The sequence below is a fragment of the Sphingobacterium kyonggiense genome, assembly GCF_039536825.1.
Taxonomy (GTDB): Bacteria; Bacteroidota; Bacteroidia; order Sphingobacteriales; family Sphingobacteriaceae; genus Sphingobacterium; species Sphingobacterium kyonggiense.
On sequence record NZ_BAAAZI010000012.1, the window covers coordinates 298141 to 319113 of the forward strand.

Consider the following 20973-nt stretch of genomic DNA (forward strand, 5'->3'; position numbering starts at 1 on the left):
ACTGATTTCCAAAGGCTCTTAAAACTTATAAAAAGAAGAAAGAGCCTCCAATATGGAAGCTCTTTCGGTAATATTATATGAATTGGAATAATGATTACATCATGCTGCCCATGCCACCACCCATCGGAGGACCACCAGCACCTACTGGATTCTCTTCTGGTTCGTCAGCAAGGACACATTCTGTTGTTAATAACATAGACGCTACTGATGCCGCATTCTCTAAAGCAACACGTGAAACTTTAGTAGGGTCAATAACTCCAGCTGAAATCAAATTCTCAAATTTATCAGTGCGTGCATTGTAGCCATAGTCTGCAGATCCTTCTTTCACTTTCTGAACGATTACTGCACCTTCGATACCTGCGTTAGCACAGATTTGACGTAAAGGCTCTTCGATAGCACGTTTGATGATATCAATACCGATTTGCTCATCTTCGTTATCACCTTTTAGGTTAGCTAAAGCTTCAGTAGCGCGAATGAAAGCAACACCACCTCCTGCTACGATACCTTCTTCAACTGCTGCGCGAGTAGCATGTAAAGCATCATCAACACGGTCTTTCTTCTCTTTCATCTCCACTTCAGTAGTTGCACCTACATAAAGTACCGCAACACCACCTGATAACTTCGCTAAACGCTCTTGCAATTTCTCACGGTCGTAATCTGAAGTTGTAGTTTCAATTTGCGAACGGATTTGTGCTACGCGTGCTTTAATATCTTCTGCATTTCCTGATCCATTGATAATAGTTGTGTTATCTTTATCAACAACGATTTTCTCTGCTTGACCTAAGTAAGAAAGTTCAGCATTCTCCAATTTGAATCCTCTTTCTTCAGAGATTACAGTACCACCAGTTAAGATAGCGATATCTTCTAACATAGCTTTACGACGGTCTCCAAATCCTGGCGCTTTAACAGCTGCCACTTTCAGTGAACCGCGAATTTTATTAACTACTAAAGTAGCTAATGCTTCACCATCTAAATCTTCAGCAATGATCAATAATGGTTTACCAGTTTGTACTTGTTTTTCCAATACTGGCAACAATTCTTTCATGTTGCTGATTTTCTTGTCGTAGATTAAGATATAAGGATTATCTAACTCCGCTTCCATTTTGTCCGAGTTGGTCACAAAATATGGCGATAAATATCCACGGTCAAACTGCATACCTTCTACAGTTTTCACTTCAGTTTCTGTACCTTTCGCCTCTTCAACGGTAATAACACCATCATTACCTACTTTTTCCATCGCTTCAGCGATTAAAGAACCGATAATTTCATCGTTATTTGCTGAGATAGAAGCTACTTGTTTGATTTTATTGTTGTCAGCTCCTACTACTTGAGATTGTGATTTCAAGTTAGCAACAATCGCCGAAACAGCTTTATCAATACCACGTTTCAAATCCATTGGGTTTGCACCAGCTGCAACAGATTTAATTCCTGGCGCAACGATTGCCTGTGCCAATACGGTAGCTGTAGTTGTACCATCACCCGCTTGGTCAGCAGTTTTTGAAGCTACTTCTTTCACCATTTGAGCACCCATATTCTCAAGGGCATCTTTTAGTTCAATTTCCTTCGCTACAGTAACACCATCTTTGGTAATTGCTGGTGAACCGAATTTCTTCTCAATAATTACATTACGTCCTTTTGGACCTAAAGTTACTTTTACTGCATTTGCTAAGGTATCAACACCTTTTTTCAGGGCGTCACGTGCTTCAACGTTATATTTTACTTGTTTTGCCATTATCTTTTTTATTGTTTGTAAAAAGAACTACTCATGCAGCCTCCTGCCCGAGTACTCTTAAACGATTAATTTCTTTGGATTGATTGAATTATAGAACTGCGTAGATGTCAGCCTCACGCATAATTAAATATTCTTTTCCTTCATAGGTGATCTCTGTACCTGCATATTTACCGTACAATACTTTATCGCCTACTTGAACGGTTAAAGGCTCGTCTGGCTTACCTGAACCTACAGCTACAATTGTTCCTTGTGATGGTTTCTCTTTTGCAGTATCTGGAATATAGATACCTGATGCTGTTTTTTCTTCCGCTGGAGCAGGTTCTACAACTACTCTGTCTCCGATAGGTTTAATACTTAATGCCATAATAATATATCAGTTTTTTGATTTAAATGCTTAATTAATAATGAGGCATCACGAACTATGCCAATCCAAAATACAACTTTCTTTGTGTCAATTTTACATTTGTTGACAAAATAATTGACAGAACACGGCACCTATAGGTGTCAGCATGTCACCTTTAACAATGTCAGTTCAACTTAAACAACCTATAATAATAAAAAATCCCCAGCTGCATGGCAGTTGGGGATTCCTATATCTTCTCTAATTCTTATTTAGAAGAATCAGCAGGTGTTGTGCTTTGTGGAAGTGGTGCAGCTTGTGTTGGAGCAGCATTTGGATTCAAGTTTAATGTCGGAGATTGTGCCGGAGCCTCAATCTGATCACCTAAACCACCACTTGTACTTGACGACGGACCAAAAATATTGATACCAATACTGAAAACCATTAATGAAATGATTAAGATCCAAGTACCTTTCTCTAAAATATCACCTGTACGTTGTACCCCAATTAAGTTCGCTCCTCCAGAAAACCCAGATGATAAACCGCCTCCCTTAGGATTTTGGATAAGTACAAAAAATGATAATAATAAACTTACTAGAATAATTAGGATAATAAATAAAACGTCCATTTTCTATATTTCTTTTATAACTTTTGTTCTAATTCTTTAATTCGGGTCGCAAAGTACGATTTTTTTTCTGGATTCTCTGAAATTAATTTTTTAAATACAGATATCGCCTTTTCGTACATCCCTTGCGACTCATAAATATTTGCTAATGTCTCTGTTACCACCGAAAACTGATCCTCCGAACTGCTTCTCGCCTTATTCTCTGTATTGATCGTCTCCGCCTTTGGTGGCTGTATCTGTGGCTCCTCACGAATGAACTTTTCGATAACCTCATCATTTGGTTCATTTGAACGAAACTCGATCGTCTCCTTCTTGAATTGCTCGGAAAGTTTATCCTCCGGGTTCTGTAAATGAAAGATATTCTCGCGGATCTGTTGATCCAAAATAGCCTCATCTAATTTCTTTGGATCAAATTGACCATTTTGCGGCTTAGGCAATACTGGCGACACGAATGGTTGATAGGTATCGGCATGCTCCAAACGGGTCTTGTATAACCACCAACGGAAACTATAAGGCATCAAATCATCATTGTATAGACTGACATCCTCTTCCCGCTGACTAGTCTCCATCTCCAAAGTGGTCTCAACTATTTCTGCTTTGTTATCCTCCTCCAGAAAAACAGATTCAATATTGTATGCTAATGGTGGATCAAAAAGATCTTCTTCTAATTCTTCCTCTTTTACATCAACTTCCGCATCCTCCATGATAGGATTTTCTGCTTCCATTGGAACAGGCTCCTCTAACGGCTCTTCTGCTAGTAGAAGGTCATCCTCAACTATGCCTGCATCAACCTCAACCTCCTGCTCAATCTCTCCGCTATCCATCGTTTCCACTTCAATGAATGGAACATAATCATCCGATTCTGTTGCTAATTCCGGTATTTCTGGAATAGGTTTCTGAAGATAATCACGTAGCCAGAAGGAATTATAGGCATACATTAAGGTTTTCTGCTTATCAACTTCCCCACCTTCCAATGCTTTTTTGCGTTCATGAGCAAAGATGATCGGCTGAGAATATGGGAACTTGAATAACAGTCGTTGAAATTCAGCCTCCGATACTTCCAGGGGATTGTCTATTGCTTTACGAAATACAGTTTGTAAATCCATAGGTTGATTAAGCTTTTAATTTACCAGTTATTAAATGCCTTATTGAAGATATCTTCTGTCAACATCTTCACAATTTCCGCATTTAAAGTCTGCTCTTGTGATGTTACGTCGCCTCTAAACTCCTTAAACTGCGTAAAACTCTCCTCAAAGTCACTCTTTCCAGTGTCATCCTTACGATTCATGTATTTTACCTTTACCGTAATGGAAAGTCTATTCAATGCAGCCATCTCTGAGCCTGCTTCAACAGCAGCAGGAGTAATGGAATAGCTCGTAATCGTTCCATCAAATTGCGCATCTCCATCCTGATTGACTTGACTTAGCCTTGATTGCGTACGAATGCGCTCTTTTAACCCTTCAGTCATCGACTGACTTAAGGTTGCCGAAACCATAGGCGAGATATTCTCGAAAAATGTAACCGTATAAGTTTTCATATTCTCCGGAATCTTACTACCGCCTAAGCTATAACGTACTCCACATCCCTGAATAGTGAACATGAATAAGACTGTAATTAAAAACGCTATATGCGCTCCTTTTATTTTGAGCATGGTGATTTCCTTAATCTAGGTTTAAATCCTTAATTTTTCTATATAACGTACGCTCCGAAATACCCAATTCTTGAGCTGCAGCCTTACGTTTTCCTTTATGCTTCTTCAATGCCTTCTTAATCAAATCAGATTCCTTATCCATCAAGGACAAAGACTCTTCGACCTCTTCTACATCTTGCGTATCATAGGTAAGATAATCATTCGAATTGGCATTCGACGCATTCGGATTATGTATCGTCAATGTTGAAGAATTTGGTGTCACATACTCTTCATTCACTAGCGCTGCAGTATTTGGTCGAACCTCTTGATAAAGCTGATTGATATAAGGCGAATGTTGTTCTATAGTTCCTGGGTTAAAGCCTTTTTGAATCAACTCGACAACTAATTTCTTCAAATCGACCATATCCTTCTTCATATCAAAAAGAACCTTGTACAATAAGTCACGCTCCGAAAAGTTTTCCTTACTACTATCTTTAATCGCCATAGGCAGATTAGAACCCGATTCTTTTGGAATATACTGACTTAGAATCCTCACATCAACTACACGCTCCTTTTCCAGTACAGCAATCTGCTCTGCAATATTTTTCAATTGGCGAACATTCCCTGGCCAAGAGTAATTACGCAATAATTCCTGAGCATCCTCTGTTAATTGGATTCCCGGAGTACGGTATTTATCGGCAAAATCGACGACGAATTTGCGAAATAACAGGTAAATATCATCCTTACGTTCGCGTAATGGTGGAATATACAAAGGCACCGTATTTAACCGGTAGTACAAATCTTCACGAAATTTACCTTTCTTAACAGCCTCGAACATCTCCACATTCGTAGCAGCAATAACGCGAACATTTGTTTTTTGAACCTTTGATGATCCAACACGGATATATTCTCCTGATTCCAAAACACGTAATAATCGAGCCTGTGTACCTAATGGTAATTCCCCAACTTCATCTAAAAAGATGGTTCCTCCATCGACCACTTCAAAATAGCCTTTACGTGCCTCATGGGCACCTGTAAAAGACCCCTTCTCGTGACCAAACAATTCGGAATCAATAGTTCCCTCAGGAATAGCACCACAGTTTACCGCAATAAACTGTCCATGCTTACGAGAACTCAGTTGATGAATGATATGAGAAAAGACTTCTTTCCCCGATCCACTCTCCCCTTGAATCAACACCGATATATCAGTCGGTGCGACTTGTCGAGCAATGTCGATCGCACGATTTAATAATGGAGAGTTTCCAATTATGCCAAATCTATTCTTAATATCCTGATTATCCATGCTTTATTCTTCCTTCTTTTTTAGAGATTAATCGATGATCTTTCCGATTAATGTTGCTGAGGTACAGCTCTCCCCTAATACATGCACATAATCACCTACTTTATAGCGTGCATCTACTGGGAATACAACCATGGTATTCTGGTCATTTCGTCCACAGAAATCTTGATCAGAACGTTTCGAGAAACCTTCAATCAATACTTTCTGAACTTTTCCCACAAAATTCTTAATACGATATAAACTGTGCTCACGTTGTAAATCAACCACCTCGGTCAAACGACGTTTCTTCACCTCCTCTGGAATATCATCAGCATAACGTTTTGCCGCCAATGTACCAGGACGCTCCGAATAAGCAAACATATAAGCGTAATCGTATTTTACGTAATTCATCATGGAAAGGGTTTCCTGATGCTCTTCCTCTGTCTCTGTACAGAAACCTGTAATAACATCCGTCGAGATACCACACTCTGGAATAATTCGACGAATCGCATTTACGCGATCTATATACCATTCACGGTCATAGGTACGATTCATCAAATCCAAAACACGCGAATTTCCCGATTGTACTGGCAAATGAATATAGTTACAGATATTCTCGTATTTCGCCATCGTATACAATACCTCATCGGTTATGTCTTTTGGATGGGAGGTAGAGAAACGGATTCTCAGTTCTGGACTCACTTCAGCTACCATTGCTAATAATTGCGCAAAATTAATAGGCGCTGCAGCAGGCTCTCCCTCTGCGACAGGTGCTGTATATTTATAGGAGTCAACATTCTGACCCAATAAAGTAACTTCTTTATAACCGGCATCAAATAAACTTTGTGCCTCTTTTACGATAGAAACTGCATCTCTACTGCGCTCACGACCACGAGTGAATGGAACCACACAGAAGGAACACATGTTATCACAACCACGCATGATTGAAATAAAAGCAGAAATACCGTTAGTATTTAAACGCACCGGACTGATATCTGCATAAGTCTCCTCACGCGATAACAAGACGTTTACAGCACGGCCTCCATCATCAACTTTTTCAATTAGATTTGGAAGATCTCGGTAAGCATCCGGACCGACAACAACATCTACCAACTTCTCCTCTTCTAAGAATTTAGCCTTTAAACGTTCCGCCATACAGCCCAAAACCCCAACAATCATCCCCGGATTCTTAGCCTTTGCTGATTCAAATTCTTTTAGTCTATTACGAACGCGTTGCTCTGCATTCTCACGAATCGAACAGGTATTAATGAATACCACGTCCGCATCCCTATAATCTCTTGTCGTCTCAAATCCATTCTCCATTAAGATCGATGCAACAATCTCACTGTCCGAAAAATTCATCTGACACCCATAACTCTCGATATAAAGCTTACGGCCAGTAGATTGCCCTGTAGGGACCATATCCAATGCCTCGCCTTGGCGTGCCTCATCGTGTGTCTTCGTAGTATGTGATAACTCTAACATAGTCAATTTTCAAAGACTACAAAGTTAGCAATTAATTGCTAAATCAATGACACTTTGTCAGCAATGACTAAAATTTAACAAACAAAATCTTCTGAAATCAACGAGTAAAAAATTTAAAATATAGATTGACTCCCCAATTAAGAAATTCCTTTCCGATAATCAAAATAGCTGATATCAAAAAAAGGTTTGGATGATTATCACCCAAACCTCTTCTTATTATTATATAATCCTTAAGGACTATTTATTCAGAAATAAAATACTGCTTATTGACCAGCTTGTTGTTTCGCTTCTTCTTGCATTTTCTTCGATGCAACAATTACGATCTCTACACGACGGTTTTTAGCTCTTCCTGCCTCAGTATCGTTAGATTCAATTGGCTCAGAGTAGTTTTTACCTTCTGTACGGATACGTGAGCTCTTCAAACCTTGAGCTACTGCAAATGATTTTACAGATGCAGCACGACCATTAGATACCTTTTCGTTTGCTGCTAAAGTACCCACGTTATCGGTGTGACCTAATACTAAAATCTCAGTATCTGGCTCTTTATTCAAAGTCTCTACTAATTTTGCAATGTTATCTTTTGCAGTAGATTTTAACGCTGTAGAGTTAAAATCAAATAAGATACCTGAATCAAATTTCACTAAGATACCTTCACCAGTATTTTCAACTTCAGCACCAGCTACAGTATTTTCAATTTCCTTAGCTTGTTTATCCATTTTCTTACCGATCAATACACCTGCAGCACCACCAATAGCAGCACCTGCAATAGCACCAATCGCAGTGTTACCAGCTTTACCACCGATTAATGCTCCAATAGCACCACCAGCAGCTGTACCGATTACTCCTCCTTTTGTTGTATTACTTGTATTTTGGATGGTAGAACAGCTAGCGAACAACATCGCTGATGTAGCTACTGATAATCCATAAATCGCAATTCTTTTATTCATTTTCATAACCAAATAATTTATCTTTTTTACTAAAATATTTCTTTTTAAATCAATAGGAGAGTAAATGCAAAGCCAATGCCAAAAAGCTTATAGCCAAAAATCGCCTTTATAACATCTTGTATTTCAGTGTGTTATTTTTCTTGTGGTGGAATTTCCAACTTAGGCAAACGCTGTGGCTTCGGGCGGCCTTGTCCATCCCAAGATTTAAAAGAATTCAAAATATAGTTCATAAGATCATACTGCCCCCAACGTTCTACGGAACTTAATGACGGCCTATAGATCTCCATAAAATCCACTAATTCATCGCCTTCTAGACTGGTGATTTTCTGAACGATGGTCTTATTGAAAATACGATCTACCTTAGTAGCTTCCAATTCTTGGTTCATGTACTTTTCAAAACGCTTCGCATTTTTAGCATCTTTCCCAAATAGATTATACAAGGCAGTCGCAGGACTACTTAAATAGGTCATCGTTTTATTATGACCACCATTGTAAACACCCTTCTTCTCGTATTCTCTTAAGAACCCTTTTAACTCGGCTTCCTTAGTACTTCTGGTAATCACAACGGTCTCAATGGTATTTCCCGATTGAAGATCAATCAAAATGTCTTCTAACGTATGAATAACTGTTTTTACTGGTCCATACCCTACTTTGGATATCCGAATGGAGTCCCCAACCGAAACAGATAGTGTAAATACCCCATAAGCATTGGTATTCGCCTTTTGATTCGTTTTTAGGTTAACAACATTCGCATCTGCTACACGTATATTAGACCCTTTCTCCATCACCAAACCAGAAATCACCTTACTGGCTGTCTCTTGCGCTTGCGCAAATAACCCCATTAACAACAGAAAAGGGAGTACTATTCCAATATATTTAACTTTACTATACATCATTTTAAAGTTAGCAATAGTTTAGACTGTTAAATGTTAAATAGTTTAAAAAAGGAATAGTGCTTTTATGCATAGGGATAGAACACAAAGTTTGCCCCCTCAGGTACGATGACAAACAAACACATGTAGTCATTTGCAGACTTAAATTTCTGGATAAAATAGTCCTTACGCTCTTCTTGAACCAAACCTTTATCCACAAACTCCTCTAAAGAACTCGCATGAATGGTCCATGCTGTCTGTAATTCTTCTCGATCCAAAATTACCTCTCCTAATTCTACTTGCAATTGATGCGCAACAAAAATAGGATACAAGGTATAACCCTCAGCCATCATCTCAACCGAAACCTCCTTGATCGACTCCTTATAAAAATCCAAGTCCCGCTTTAGGCTAACTAAAGGGCTTTCGGATTTCTCGCCACTTCCACCTTCCGGTTGTTTATTTAATAGGTCTTGTAAGTCCATTTATTTTTTCAATTTCAGTAACACCACATTTTCTACGTGCTGGGTATGCGGAAACATATCGACAGGCTTAATACGCTCTACCGTATATTTCTCTTGCAACATATCCAAATCTCTTGCCTGTGTTGCTGCATTACAGCTCACATAGACCACACGGTCACTTTCCATTTCTAATATGCGGTTAACCACATCTGCGTGCATACCGGCCCTCGGTGGATCGGTAATAACCACATCTGGTTTTCCGTGTTCAGCAACAAATTCCGCCGTCAATACATCTTTCATATCGCCTGCATAGAATTTGGTGTTCGCAATTTCATTGATAGCTGAGTTGATCTTTGCATCTTCAATTGCAGTAGGGACATACTCTACCCCAACCACTTCTCTTGCCGATTTGGCAACAAAGTTTGCAATGGTACCCGCTCCTGTATATAGGTCATAAACCAATTCATCACCCTTTAAATCAGCAAATTCGCGAGTTATCTTATATAATTCATATGCCTGAAGGGAATTCGTCTGATAAAAGGATTTTGGTCCTACTTTAAATTTCAGGCCTTCCATCTCCTCATAGATAAAATCTCTACCAGCATATACTTCAATCTCTTGATCAAAGATCGTATCGTTTCGCTTCTGATTGATAATGTAAAGAAGGGATGTTAAATCTGGGAAGCGCTCCTGAATAAAGGACATTAACAAGTCTACCTGACCTTCCTCAGGATAAGCAAATACGACGATAACCATCACCTCGCCTGTTGACGAAGTACGAATAATCAAGTTACGTAATGCGCCTTCATGAAATTTTAAATCATAAAAGGATAACCCATTTGCTTGAGCGAATTCGAAAACTTCATTGCGAAGTGCATTAGAAGGATCTTGTTGCAAATAACAATGGTCAATTGCCAAAATCTTATCAAATCTTCCCGGAACATGAAATCCTAAAGCATCCATGGAATCTCCAGGCTGAACATCATCCAAATCCGTTAACCAACGCTTATTGGAAAAGGTAAACTCCAATTTATTACGGTAATATTTCGTTCCCTCAGAACCTAGGATTGGCTCCATACCAGAAACATCCACCTTACCTATACGGGAAAGCTGATTTCCAACATATTGCTCCTTGAACTTCAATTGCGCATCATAGCTCATGTGTTGCCACTTACAGCCACCACATACCCCAAAATGCTCACAGAAAGGATCTACCCGATATTCAGATGGTTTTACCACCGAAGTAACCTTGCCCTCAACAAAGCTCTTCTTCTTACGCATTAACTCCACATCCACCACATCACCTGGCACGGCACGCTCAATGAAATAAACCAAATTATCCTGTTTGGCAACACCCTTGCCCTCTTCAGCTATATCAATGATTTCCAATCCGGAAACAAATTTCTTCTCTTGCGGTATTCTTCTTCCCATATTGGCTGCAAAAATACGCAAATTTTAGACAAAATTTTTAGTCCCATAATATTTACAGCCGACTATCCTTTTTACCTGCCACATCAAAGAACCCTATAACAAAAACACTTTATCATAGTCTAAATTTATTTAGACAAGCAAATCTATTAAATGAACCTTGCTGTGTATACATGAATTATGGGTGTCTTTATCAATTTTTTGCATCTGTCGTCTTTTGTTTGTCGTCTTTTGTCTTAAATAAATTGAATTGCATAGTTTGAAGTTCCTCCATCGTCGATGGAGGATGACGAAGCTTTTGTGGGGTAAGATAGACTCTTCGCTTTGCTCTGAGTTGTAAATGCCGAATTTAATATCCCGCCATAAGTCAAACTGTCTAAAATCTGGTGTCTTTCGTCTGTTGTCTCATCGTCTACTATCTCACATCTAATAGCGTAGCGGTCTCATATCTATTTCTAAATCCTGTTGTCTTTTGTCTGTAGTCTCCCCACTTTTATCTCACATCAATTTCTTGTGTCTTTTGTCTGTAGGCTCAACGTCTCTCACAGGGGTTTTATTCGCCTCTCTTTCGGATCTCCTTCGGAACTTGTTCGGATCTTGTTCGGATCTCGTTCGGTTAGAAGCGAACGAGATCCGAACAAGATCCCTATCAGATCCGTAAAAATTCCTTAAGAGTCTCGAAGCAAAATGGAAGGAAGTAGTAGCTAAACTAATGACAAACCCATAGGGAAACTGGAGACAAATTAAAGTCTAAGCAGGTCTAACAATAAGAGAAAAGAAGGTGGATATAAAAAAATTGGTTACAACAAGGTTGCTTGCACCAAATATGGAAGCATTTCTTTTTGAAAGGAGATGAAATTTTTCTTCACATCAGCCTCTGATACAGCCGTAAAGGCAAAGGAGAAGACAATGTTTTTGCTTGTTTTGATGAGGAAGGTTAATCGTTCTTCAGGAATGGTACTGCCAATGGTTTCATTTTGCATAAAGGAACGAAGTAGGAGAAACTCCAAATCATCTGACAGTATTTTCAGGTATTCTTGAGCATTGGCCGATTCACGAATAAATTCCCAGCCTACAAACTCATTACACACGGTATAGGTTACACGACTCACTCGTAATATGGTGTTTGCTAGAAATGTCGAGAGATCGCGTTCATTGACATTCTTATTCAAGATGTCATATACATTGTCTTGGATATAGTCCATTAACACGGCATGGAGAATCAACTCCTTACTAGCAAAGTGCTTGTAAAAAGTAGCCTTCGCGATATGAGCATTCTTGGACAGCTCATTTACACTCGTCTTATTATAGCCATATTTCCTAAACAGATCCCTTGCGGATTTCTTAATGGCTATAACTATTTTATCTTCCATGGAGGGTGTATTGATGAAAAGGTTCAGATCCTGTCTAAAATACCTAGTAGAAGAATCTGAACCCTTAAAGTATATCTTTTTGCTTAGAAAAGCAAGGAATATTAATATTCCTTAATTGATCTCTGTCTCGAATTGCGATAAGAATCGAACGTCGTTTTCGGAAAATAGACGTAAATCACGGATCTCATACTTCAAATTGGTAATACGTTCAATGCCCATTCCGAACGCATATCCTGAATATTTTTTGCTATCAATACCACAGTTATCCAAAACATTAGGATCAACCATACCACAGCCTAAAATCTCTACCCAACCAGAGTACTTACACATCTGACAACCTGCACCTTTACAGATGGTACAAGAAATATCCATCTCTGCAGATGGTTCAGTGAATGGAAAATAAGACGGGCGGAAGCGTACTTTGGTATCTTCACCATACAATTCTTTCACAAAGTGATACAAAGTTTGTTTCAAATCTGCGAATGACACATCCTCATCCACATATAATCCTTCAATCTGGTGAAAGAAACAATGCGCACGAGCAGAAATAGCCTCATTACGGTATACCCTACCCGGCATAATGGCACGGAAAGGTGGTTTACCTGCTTCCATTAAGCGCACTTGTACCGAAGAGGTATGCGTACGCAATACCATATCGTTTCCATCTTGTTTCTTGATGAAAAAAGTATCTTGCATATCACGTGCCGGGTGTTCAGGAGCAAAGTTCAAGGCAGAGAAGTTATGCCAATCGTCTTCAATCTCGTTCCCCTCAGCAACGATGAATCCTAATTTCTTAAATATTTCCACGATTTCCTTACGTACTAAGGAAAGGGGATGTCTTGATCCTAGGGTAAAACCTGCCCCAGGAAGAGTCAAATCACCTTCTTTATTAGAACTTGATGCATCAACATCGCCGGAAAATTTATCTAATGCTGTCTTATAAGTATCCTCAGCCAAAATCTTGAACTCGTTCAACACTTTCCCCAAAGTTCTTTTTTCCTCAGAACTTACAGTTTTGAACTCTTCAAACAAGGCCTTTACGATACCCTTTGATACGAGATATTTTAACCTGAAAGCCTCTACTTCTTGAGAAGAAGCTGGATTGAATGCGTTAATCTCTTGCGTATACTGCGCTATTTTATCTTGCAACATGCGCCAAAGATACAGCAAATTTTAAAAAAGTAGATGATTTGATGGTTAATTAATTATGTAGATTAAAACGGTAATCCGTCATTATCGTCATCATTCTCCGTGAAGTCTACGGTTTGTTCTTTATTGTCATCCACATTCTGACTTGCTGTATTTGTACTTGTTCCTGCAGGATTCTGCGGTTCAAAATCAGAACGACGACCTAATAAATTAAAGCTCTCGGCTACAATTTCTGTCGTATAACGGCGAATCCCCTCCTTATCTTCGTAAGAACGAGTTCGCAATTTCCCTTCAATGTAGACTAATTTACCTTTACTGAGGTATTTGACAGCAACGTCAGCCAATCCGCGCCATAATACAATATTATGCCATTCGGTCTGTTCTACGCGACGACCATCTTTTGTAAAGGTCTCTGAAGTGGCCAATGGAAAACTAGCCACACTTACATTTCCTTCCAGATAACGGATTTCGGGGTCTTTACCCAAATGTCCGACTAAAATAACTTTATTTACTCCTGACATACAATAATTTAGGATTTAGTGAGCACTAAAAATATAATCCTCCACAAAGGAGCTAATCAGTTTATGTTTAGCTAATTTATCTAAATTTTCTGACAAACAATAATTCCAATGGCTTTTTTTGGCAAGCTTAACCTTATTAGCATCCAAGCGGTAAAAGTTTGCGAAAATTTGCTGATGACTTAATATATGTTTCACCGGTCCCTTAATTTTCTGAGGAAAAACCGCTGAAAAATTTTCCTTAAACTCAGCTGTTACCATTAATTCTTCTGGATCAACTGAAGATTCTGTTTCGATCATTGGAAACTCATATAAATTAGCCCAAATATCGCCTTCAGAACGTTGAGACATCAACCATCCTTGCGCATCTTCAATTAAGAAGTAATGGAAATGACGTACCCGACTTTTCTTGGACTTGTTCTTTTTGGGCAATTCAGAAACCAAATCTTGCTGTAAGGCAACACAGTCGGTTTGAAAGATGCAAACGGAACAATCAGGATTCTTAGGTTTACATTGCAAAGCTCCAAAATCCATAATCGCTTGATTATACTCCCCAGCTCGTAATGGATCAATCAATTCCTCTGCTAGTTCACTGAAAAGCTTTTTGCCAGCTGTACTATTAATGGGCTCCGCAATTCCAAAATAACGTGCAAGAACTCGAAAAACATTGCCATCTAAGACTGCCTTTGCTTCATTTGAAGAGAACGAAGCAATAGCAGCAGCAGTATAAGCCCCAACTCCAGGTAAATTTATCAAGCTGGAATAATCTATCGGAAATTCTCCATCATGCTGATCTACAACAAGTTTAGCCGCCTTATACATGTTGCGAGCACGGGAGTAATAGCCTAATCCTTGCCATAAACGGAGGAGCTCTGCTTCTTCCGCATCAGCAAACTTTGTTACATTAGGATAATTTTCAACAAATCTTAAAAAATATGGTAATCCTTGTTCAACTCGAGTCTGCTGCAGGATAATTTCGGACAACCAAATAATATAAGGATTCGTGGTTTCTCGCCATGGCAACGCTCTTTTGTTCGTTTGGTACCAAGCAAGAATTCTAGCTGAAAATGACATAGTGCAAAGATGATAATTTATAGCATTTGAGCTGCCAATAAAGTTATTAAACGTTAAATTTTAGTGGTATAATTTTAACAAGTCCTATTTTTACGGCCGACTAGAAAAATAGGGAGAAGAAAAAAATGATCAAACAAAAGACTTCCATTGTTATTTTAGATTCCAATGGAGACTCGAATCAGAAGATTCAAATACCGACCATTATCCTAAAAAACTGGAAAACCATCCTTTGCATCGGCATCTTTTTTATATGCTTTGTTTGCTCCATGGTGGCTTTCATTGCCAGCAAAACGACCAGCGATCATTATGAGCAGGTCTTGAACAAAAAAATGGAGGCACTTCAAAAAGCAAAACAATCTTTAGCAAATGAAGAAGCTTCAAATCAGCTGAATCTTGTACAAGTACAAAAATCCTTCAACTCCATCGATAGTGCATTAAACCAAATTAATGCCAAAATGCGTAAAAGAGGATTAAAAGAAGTAGCTCCTCAGCTGAAAAATGCCGGTGGACCAGTAGAAACAGAAGAAAATTTAGATGAATTAGGCAAATATTACGAGAGTAAATTAAAGAGCCTAGACAAGAAATTAGAAGGCATTCCTTTGGGAAAACCACATCAGGGCAAGATTACCTCACGTTTTGGATACCGTAGAAACCCTTTCACTAACCGTGGATTGGAAATGCACTCGGGTATTGACATCAAAGGTAATGTTGGTGAACTGATAAAAGCAACTGCTGCGGGGAAAGTATTGCATGCAGGTTATAAAGGACAGTATGGTAAAGTGGTCATTATTCAACACAGTAATGGTTGGGAAACTCGATATGCGCACCTTTCCAGAACAAATGTGAAGGTTGGACAGCATATTGAAGCTGGACAGGTTATTGGTAACCTTGGAAATACAGGGAGATCAACGGGTCCACACTTGCATTATGAACTACTAAGCTATGGCAAGAAAATGAATCCGGAAAAAACAATGTTGTTTTAATAAAGGATAAGAACAATACTATAAGGGCTATATCGAATGATCGATATAGCCTTTTTTTATGATTAAACAATTTGATGATTTTGATCTTGCTAGTAATTTAGAGGGGGCATTCAATAAACATGATAAATCACTAATTATCAGGATATTTGCCCTTTACAACTTCCAATTGAATAACAAAACTTTCTTGAATTTCTTTTCGAGAGTTTACTTTTAAAAGTAAGGAGGTCGAATCGGACAAAGTCAATCTGATTGGTGGGGGGTTTTTGGCATATCTAAACAATCCACAAGGTTCAATTTTTTTACCGAAATATTGCTCAACATCTTTGACCCTAAGTATTTCATGCATTTTATATGGAATAAGAATATTGCCGATAATTATGGATGTATCAATAGGTTTATTAATTTCAACATATATTCGACCGGCCACTCTATTCGAATCAAGAGGGTAGATTTCCAAATCATGGTCTTTCTTTATTTTTTGAATAATAAGTTTGAGCTGATTATCATTCCATTGGTCTTTTGGTAGGTTGGCCAAAGATTCAGCAAGGGACAATATGCCCCCTACTGTATCTTTTTGAATTAACCTTAAATTCGTATCGTTGTTTCCAATCTCTACATTATAGCTCGTATAGCTTGAAAACAGCAAGTTTAAACCTAATAATAGTGTGCAGAAAATAGAACCAATGCTTCTCATATCCTCTTCATTCAGATTATTCTTAAAATAGACTCTAAATTTTTAACGTTCAGTTAAACTAAATGTTTTGAAGAATAGAGAACATCTGATGTATTATTTGACAACCATATCGTTTAAATATATTTTTTGGGCTTCGGTATAGAGCACTTTTGCCTTTCCATCAGTCCATTGTATCGCTTGCGATTTGGTACCATTAAAATAATTCCCAAGGATATATACATGACCATTCACCACTTGAATTGCCTTAGCTTCCAAGTTTGCATTGACATTTAAATCATACAATTTGGTTTTGTTTTTATAGACCGTAGCACGACCTTTTTTGCCATCATAGAAATTGACGACAAAATAATAATCATTGCCAACCATAGTTCCTAAAACACTACTAACTATTTTTCCAAGTGGCAAGGTGAAAACCTCTACATCGTTTTTCCAAACAGCCGCAACATCTGTTTTTTGATCACTAGTTTTACGGTATCCAATAACATAAATATCTTTGTTAATGGTTTTAATGTAATGGGAGTCAGAATTTGCATCTGCCAACATAAACGTTGTTCCATCCACCCACATCGCAGCATTAACATGAAATTTACCAGTCATTACAGGTTTTCCTTCTCGAAGGGCAATACTGCGCAATCTAGACCCTCCTAAACAACAACCTTTGTTTTCATACTTCCCATTGGTCCATAGCGCTACACGAAGCCCCATAGGATCGGTCAACATACCTCCTACATAGACATTTGCTCCCTCAGCTAATATAGTTGTTCCAGAATTCTGACCTCCTGCAACGCTCAATAAAGTCAATGCTTTATTTTTCCAATAGGCCACACGTTTGTTGTTGGCATTCACTTGTTGGTAGCCTGTAATATGTGGCACTTTGTTTAATACGGAAACTGCAAGCGCCTCAGAAGCGACATTCGGAGACAATTCTACTAAGGAATTATTAATCCGCAATATGGCATTCCTATCCTTTTCCTGAAAACTAGAGCCATATTTATAGCCTACATAGTAAAAATTGACAGGATCTGGAGTAGGAGGGTTTGGAACCTCAGGTTCTTCAGGATCTGGCACCACCTCATCAACAGCGTTTTTACCACATGCTGCCATCCCCAACATCAGTAGCACAACCCAAAATCCTTGCTTGATATAATTTCTTTTCATAAGTACTTCTGCTTTCCTATTGAACAGCAAAAAGTGGGCAGTAGTTTGTTAATGGGTGACAAAGGGCTGTTGAAATTATATAAATAAGGGAGAAATGGGGTTGTCAAATGGTTGATTTGGTGATTGGAATAGCAAATAACAAGACTTAAATGCGACTCTTAATTATAAATCTTTGATTTTCGTGGACTAGGAGAATATCTAATCTTTTTGTATAAAAATTTAGAGTATATATTAGGAAGCACGAACAATTGATTGTAAATTTACAAGTATAGTAACGTAAATTTACAATCAACTCCTTGAATAATGACAAAGACATCAATAGCAAACCCTAAGAAATCTGGCCCGTCAAAAGCAGGTATTAAGGGCAAGGTGGTTGCCAAATTCAAAGAATTTTCACCATCTTGGGTGGTTCATCATGCCAAAAATGAGCCTGGTTTTAATGTTGAATTAATAGAAAGAATCAGGAAAGGAGTCAGGAAGTCTGATTGGAAGGACTTAATTGCTGTTATTGGTTCCAATGAAAAAGATTTTGAGCATATTCTACCAACTTCTATTAGTAGCATGCAAAAAAAGGAAGTTTATGATTTGGAAACTTCGGAAAGAATTTATGAAATATCAAGATTATTTGGTCTTGGTTATGAAGTTTTTGATAGCCCGGATAAATTCAAAAATTGGCTTTTTACAACTTCAAGAGCATTAGGTAATAAAAAACCCTTTGACCTTTTAGATAGTAGCTTAGGATTTACGATAGTCGAAAACGAGATTATTCGAATTCAATATAATGTTTATAGTTGATGATAGTCTTTCGCGTTGCCAACTTAAAATATAAAGAGTTTACACTCTCGGGTATAGGTGCTGAAAAGGTTGGAGGAAGATGGAATAAGATCGGGACTAGAGCCGTGTACTGTTCTGAAAATATTTCATTGGCTTTGTTAGAATATTATGTCCATTCAGAAAACATCGCTAATCTTCCTGATGAAATTGTTGTTGCAAAAGTTCATATACCAGACTCTTTTATCATTAAGGAATTAGAACAGTTACCTGAAAATTGGAATCAATATCCCTATACCTATCATACAACTGAACTGTTTAGTTCTCTTGCAAAGAGTAGAGATTTTTTCGCACTTAAAGTACCTTCCACTATAGTTCCTTTTGAACATAATTTTGTATTAAATCCATTATTTAAGGATTTCGGTCAAATTGAAGTAGTCGAATATCTCGAATTACCAATAGATGACCGACTGAAGTCTGATAAACATGGATAAGTCTATGGTTTAATCATTTGGTGAAAAAATAATCTCCGATTGTTTATCTTAGATGTGGAATCTATTTAATACATATGCCAGCTAAATACTTCTTTCCTTTTTTACTATTATTTGTGATTTACTCATGCAAAAGTTCATTTTATGAAGTGAATAAACTCAACTCCAATGCTACTATCATAAAAAGCGGGAAAATAGAAAGTGTATTTTTCTCCAAAGAAGCTGATTGCTTGCTTTGCAATTTTCCTGGAAGTAGATTTTCACCAACTTTAGAGGAGATAAATGAAGCAGAAAAAATTCTAAAAAAGGATATTAAATCGGCTAATAACCCAATGCGCAATCAAGGAGATGGGTATCCAATTATTCATAAGAATTTAAATAACTATAGAAGGCAATATTATGGTTATATAAACAAGAAGGGTGACAAGATTCTTTATGTTAACTTCTTATGGGCTAAATATACTGTTATAGACCGATTAAAAGGTTATCATAAGGATGAGCGTGAAAACTGGAAATCCAAAAGAGAGATTGTACTTGATGGTGGTAGTAATTATTGGCAAATTGAAATAAATCTTACCCAAAAGAAATTAGCAAACTTACATGTAAACGGAGTTGGGTAAAGAACAAAAATACTTTAACCATTTAGATTTAGATTATTATAATTACATTCACAAATAATATAACCGATCCTTTTTTATGAGAATCTTAATCCTTTGTCTCCTTATAGTATTCAACGTTCAAAGTGCTACCTCTCAGGAGATCAAAATCAATTTAAAACAAAAGACAGGGTATGGTCCATTCAAACCTGAAGCTGGAAATATTCTATTCAGTCCACCTAATAATCACCCGCTTTTTAACACATTCTCGAAATTAGAATTTAATAATATACCCGACGATTTAATCGAAGTGAAAAAAGGAATAATTCCTTTTGATTTTTTACAGTTTTTGTTTCAAAGTCTATACGGCACAGAAAACTATAAATTTTTTGAAAATTTTAAAAAACAAAGGTCATATGAAATTTCAAATGATGTTCTTTCCACAAAACAAATTAAGTGTTTTGTAAGAGTAATATTTGCAAAAAACACTCAAGATAATCCTATATATATTATTGATGCAAATCAAAATGGCAATTTCAACGACGATCCTATAATACAAATAGAAAGTATTCAATCTTTAGAAGAACTTAAAAACAAAAACCTTAAAATAATCGAATCTTCGTATCAAATTAGCAATGGGAAAAACACCCTAGAACGTAAAATACCCATTATTGTATTTTTTCATAGAAATGAGTTGAAATATAACATTCCATCTTATATGGTAGGTAATATTAAAAACCAGAAAGACATTTTTATTAGTCATGATTTTATCTTTCCAGACTATTGGGTTTCCACTATAAATATCGACAATGGTAATTCAAACATTAAAAAAAATGACATATTTCAATTAGACAATAAATATTATAAAAATAATGGTGTTGACATCCGGTCAAATACACTATTACTTACTGAAGAGAAAAACAACAATCAAAGATTTACCTTAAATAATCTCGAACAACCTGATATTAAAAGTGACAGTACAATCAATTTAGATGACTATAAGGGAAAGTATTTATTTATAGATTTTTGGGGCTCATGGTGCGCACCTTGTTTACAAGAATTACCAATTTTATCGAGCATATATAATGAAATTGATAAATCTAAAATTGACTTTATAGGAATAGCAGGCAGGGATGAGCCTAAAAAGGTGCTGAAAGTTATTATCGATCATAATATTTCATGGAAAAATATACTTTCTAATGATTCCAATAAGCTAGCTGAGATTTTTAATGTGGTAAAGTATCCTACAGGATTTTTGATAAATCCTGATGGGAATATAATCGAAAGCGACCTTAGTGTAATAGAACTGAGACCCTATTTGCGAAAATATAAATTATTAAAACAGGGACAGTAATAAGATAGATTTG

The 20973-nt window shown here is 37.3% G+C and carries 22 protein-coding genes; 5 read left to right on the forward strand and 17 right to left on the reverse strand.

What is annotated here, in order from left to right:
• Window positions 1-94 precede the first annotated feature (94 nt).
• The 15 genes from groL to mutY all read right to left on the reverse strand — a co-directional run bounded on the left by groL (window position 95) and on the right by mutY (window position 14913).
• Window positions 95-1732: a chaperonin GroEL gene (groL, locus tag ABD676_RS15955; protein ID WP_344675733.1), complete on the reverse strand. Its 1638-nt coding sequence runs from the start codon at window positions 1730-1732 to the stop codon at window positions 95-97.
• A gap of 88 nt (window positions 1733-1820) precedes the next feature.
• The gene (locus ABD676_RS15960) at window positions 1821-2096 is read right to left on the reverse strand and encodes a co-chaperone GroES (RefSeq protein ID WP_344675734.1); all 276 of its coding nucleotides are present in this window, start codon (window positions 2094-2096) and stop codon (window positions 1821-1823) included.
• A gap of 244 nt (window positions 2097-2340) precedes the next feature.
• Entirely contained in the window at window positions 2341-2700 is a 360-nt protein-coding gene (secG, locus tag ABD676_RS15965; protein ID WP_344675735.1) for a preprotein translocase subunit SecG, read from the reverse strand.
• A gap of 14 nt (window positions 2701-2714) precedes the next feature.
• The gene (locus ABD676_RS15970) at window positions 2715-3803 is read right to left on the reverse strand and encodes a tetratricopeptide repeat protein (protein ID WP_344675736.1); all 1089 of its coding nucleotides are present in this window, start codon (window positions 3801-3803) and stop codon (window positions 2715-2717) included.
• Window positions 3804-3823: 20 nt separating this feature from the next.
• The gene (locus tag ABD676_RS15975) at window positions 3824-4348 is read right to left on the reverse strand and encodes an LptE family protein (protein ID WP_344675737.1); all 525 of its coding nucleotides are present in this window, start codon (window positions 4346-4348) and stop codon (window positions 3824-3826) included.
• 10 nt (window positions 4349-4358) lie between these two features.
• The gene (locus ABD676_RS15980) at window positions 4359-5630 is read right to left on the reverse strand and encodes a sigma 54-interacting transcriptional regulator (RefSeq protein ID WP_344675738.1); all 1272 of its coding nucleotides are present in this window, start codon (window positions 5628-5630) and stop codon (window positions 4359-4361) included.
• 27 nt (window positions 5631-5657) lie between these two features.
• A complete protein-coding gene (gene miaB, locus ABD676_RS15985; RefSeq protein ID WP_344675739.1) occupies window positions 5658-7091 on the reverse strand; it encodes a tRNA (N6-isopentenyl adenosine(37)-C2)-methylthiotransferase MiaB in 1434 nt (477 codons plus the stop codon).
• Window positions 7092-7354: 263 nt separating this feature from the next.
• Complete coding sequence (locus tag ABD676_RS15990) at window positions 7355-8044, reverse strand: YiaD family glycine zipper/OmpA-like lipoprotein (protein ID WP_344675740.1); 690 nt, start codon at window positions 8042-8044, stop codon at window positions 7355-7357.
• A gap of 125 nt (window positions 8045-8169) precedes the next feature.
• Window positions 8170-8934, reverse strand: a complete 765-nt coding sequence (locus tag ABD676_RS15995) for a peptidase associated/transthyretin-like domain-containing protein (RefSeq protein ID WP_344675741.1) — start codon at window positions 8932-8934, stop codon at window positions 8170-8172.
• Between the two features lie 62 nt (window positions 8935-8996).
• Window positions 8997-9392, reverse strand: coding sequence for a hypothetical protein (locus ABD676_RS16000; protein ID WP_344675742.1), 396 nt, complete (start codon window positions 9390-9392; stop codon window positions 8997-8999).
• Window positions 9393-10802, reverse strand: a complete 1410-nt coding sequence (gene rlmD, locus ABD676_RS16005; RefSeq protein ID WP_344675743.1) for a 23S rRNA (uracil(1939)-C(5))-methyltransferase RlmD — start codon at window positions 10800-10802, stop codon at window positions 9393-9395. It abuts the gene before it with no gap.
• A 797-nt stretch (window positions 10803-11599) separates the two neighbouring features.
• Window positions 11600-12172 (reverse strand): TetR/AcrR family transcriptional regulator, encoded by a 573-nt coding sequence (locus ABD676_RS16010; protein WP_344675744.1) that lies wholly within the window; start codon window positions 12170-12172, stop codon window positions 11600-11602.
• Window positions 12173-12283: 111 nt separating this feature from the next.
• Window positions 12284-13324, reverse strand: a complete 1041-nt coding sequence (pheS, locus tag ABD676_RS16015; protein WP_344675745.1) for a phenylalanine--tRNA ligase subunit alpha — start codon at window positions 13322-13324, stop codon at window positions 12284-12286.
• Between the two features lie 62 nt (window positions 13325-13386).
• Complete coding sequence (locus ABD676_RS16020; protein WP_344675746.1) at window positions 13387-13842, reverse strand: single-stranded DNA-binding protein; 456 nt, start codon at window positions 13840-13842, stop codon at window positions 13387-13389.
• Window positions 13843-13857: 15 nt separating this feature from the next.
• Window positions 13858-14913 carry an A/G-specific adenine glycosylase gene (gene mutY / locus ABD676_RS16025; protein ID WP_344675747.1) on the reverse strand — a complete coding sequence of 352 codons (1056 nt, stop codon included), beginning with the start codon at window positions 14911-14913 and terminating at the stop codon, window positions 13858-13860.
• A gap of 125 nt (window positions 14914-15038) precedes the next feature.
• On the opposite strand from mutY, the gene ABD676_RS16030 reads away from it, so the two are divergent.
• The gene (locus ABD676_RS16030; RefSeq protein ID WP_344675748.1) at window positions 15039-15896 is read left to right on the forward strand and encodes a M23 family metallopeptidase; all 858 of its coding nucleotides are present in this window, start codon (window positions 15039-15041) and stop codon (window positions 15894-15896) included.
• 130 nt (window positions 15897-16026) lie between these two features.
• Here the strand turns inward: ABD676_RS16030 and ABD676_RS16035 are convergent, their stop codons facing one another.
• On the reverse strand, window positions 16027-16590 hold the full coding sequence (locus tag ABD676_RS16035; RefSeq protein WP_344675749.1) for a hypothetical protein: 564 nt from the start codon (window positions 16588-16590) through the stop codon (window positions 16027-16029).
• A 93-nt stretch (window positions 16591-16683) separates the two neighbouring features.
• Window positions 16684-17748 (reverse strand): hypothetical protein, encoded by a 1065-nt coding sequence (locus tag ABD676_RS16040; protein ID WP_344675750.1) that lies wholly within the window; start codon window positions 17746-17748, stop codon window positions 16684-16686.
• 303 nt (window positions 17749-18051) lie between these two features.
• On the opposite strand from ABD676_RS16040, the gene ABD676_RS16045 reads away from it, so the two are divergent.
• The 4 genes from ABD676_RS16045 to ABD676_RS16060 all read left to right on the forward strand — a co-directional run bounded on the left by ABD676_RS16045 (window position 18052) and on the right by ABD676_RS16060 (window position 20960).
• Window positions 18052-18543, forward strand: coding sequence for an antitoxin Xre/MbcA/ParS toxin-binding domain-containing protein (locus ABD676_RS16045; RefSeq protein WP_344675751.1), 492 nt, complete (start codon window positions 18052-18054; stop codon window positions 18541-18543).
• Window positions 18543-19013: an RES family NAD+ phosphorylase gene (locus ABD676_RS16050; protein ID WP_344675752.1), complete on the forward strand. Its 471-nt coding sequence runs from the start codon at window positions 18543-18545 to the stop codon at window positions 19011-19013. The genes ABD676_RS16045 and ABD676_RS16050 overlap by 1 nt, the downstream gene beginning before the upstream one ends.
• A gap of 74 nt (window positions 19014-19087) precedes the next feature.
• Window positions 19088-19630, forward strand: a complete 543-nt coding sequence (locus ABD676_RS16055; protein WP_344675753.1) for a hypothetical protein — start codon at window positions 19088-19090, stop codon at window positions 19628-19630.
• Window positions 19631-19706: 76 nt separating this feature from the next.
• Window positions 19707-20960, forward strand: coding sequence for a peroxiredoxin family protein (locus ABD676_RS16060; RefSeq protein WP_344675754.1), 1254 nt, complete (start codon window positions 19707-19709; stop codon window positions 20958-20960).
• Window positions 20961-20973 lie beyond the last annotated feature (13 nt).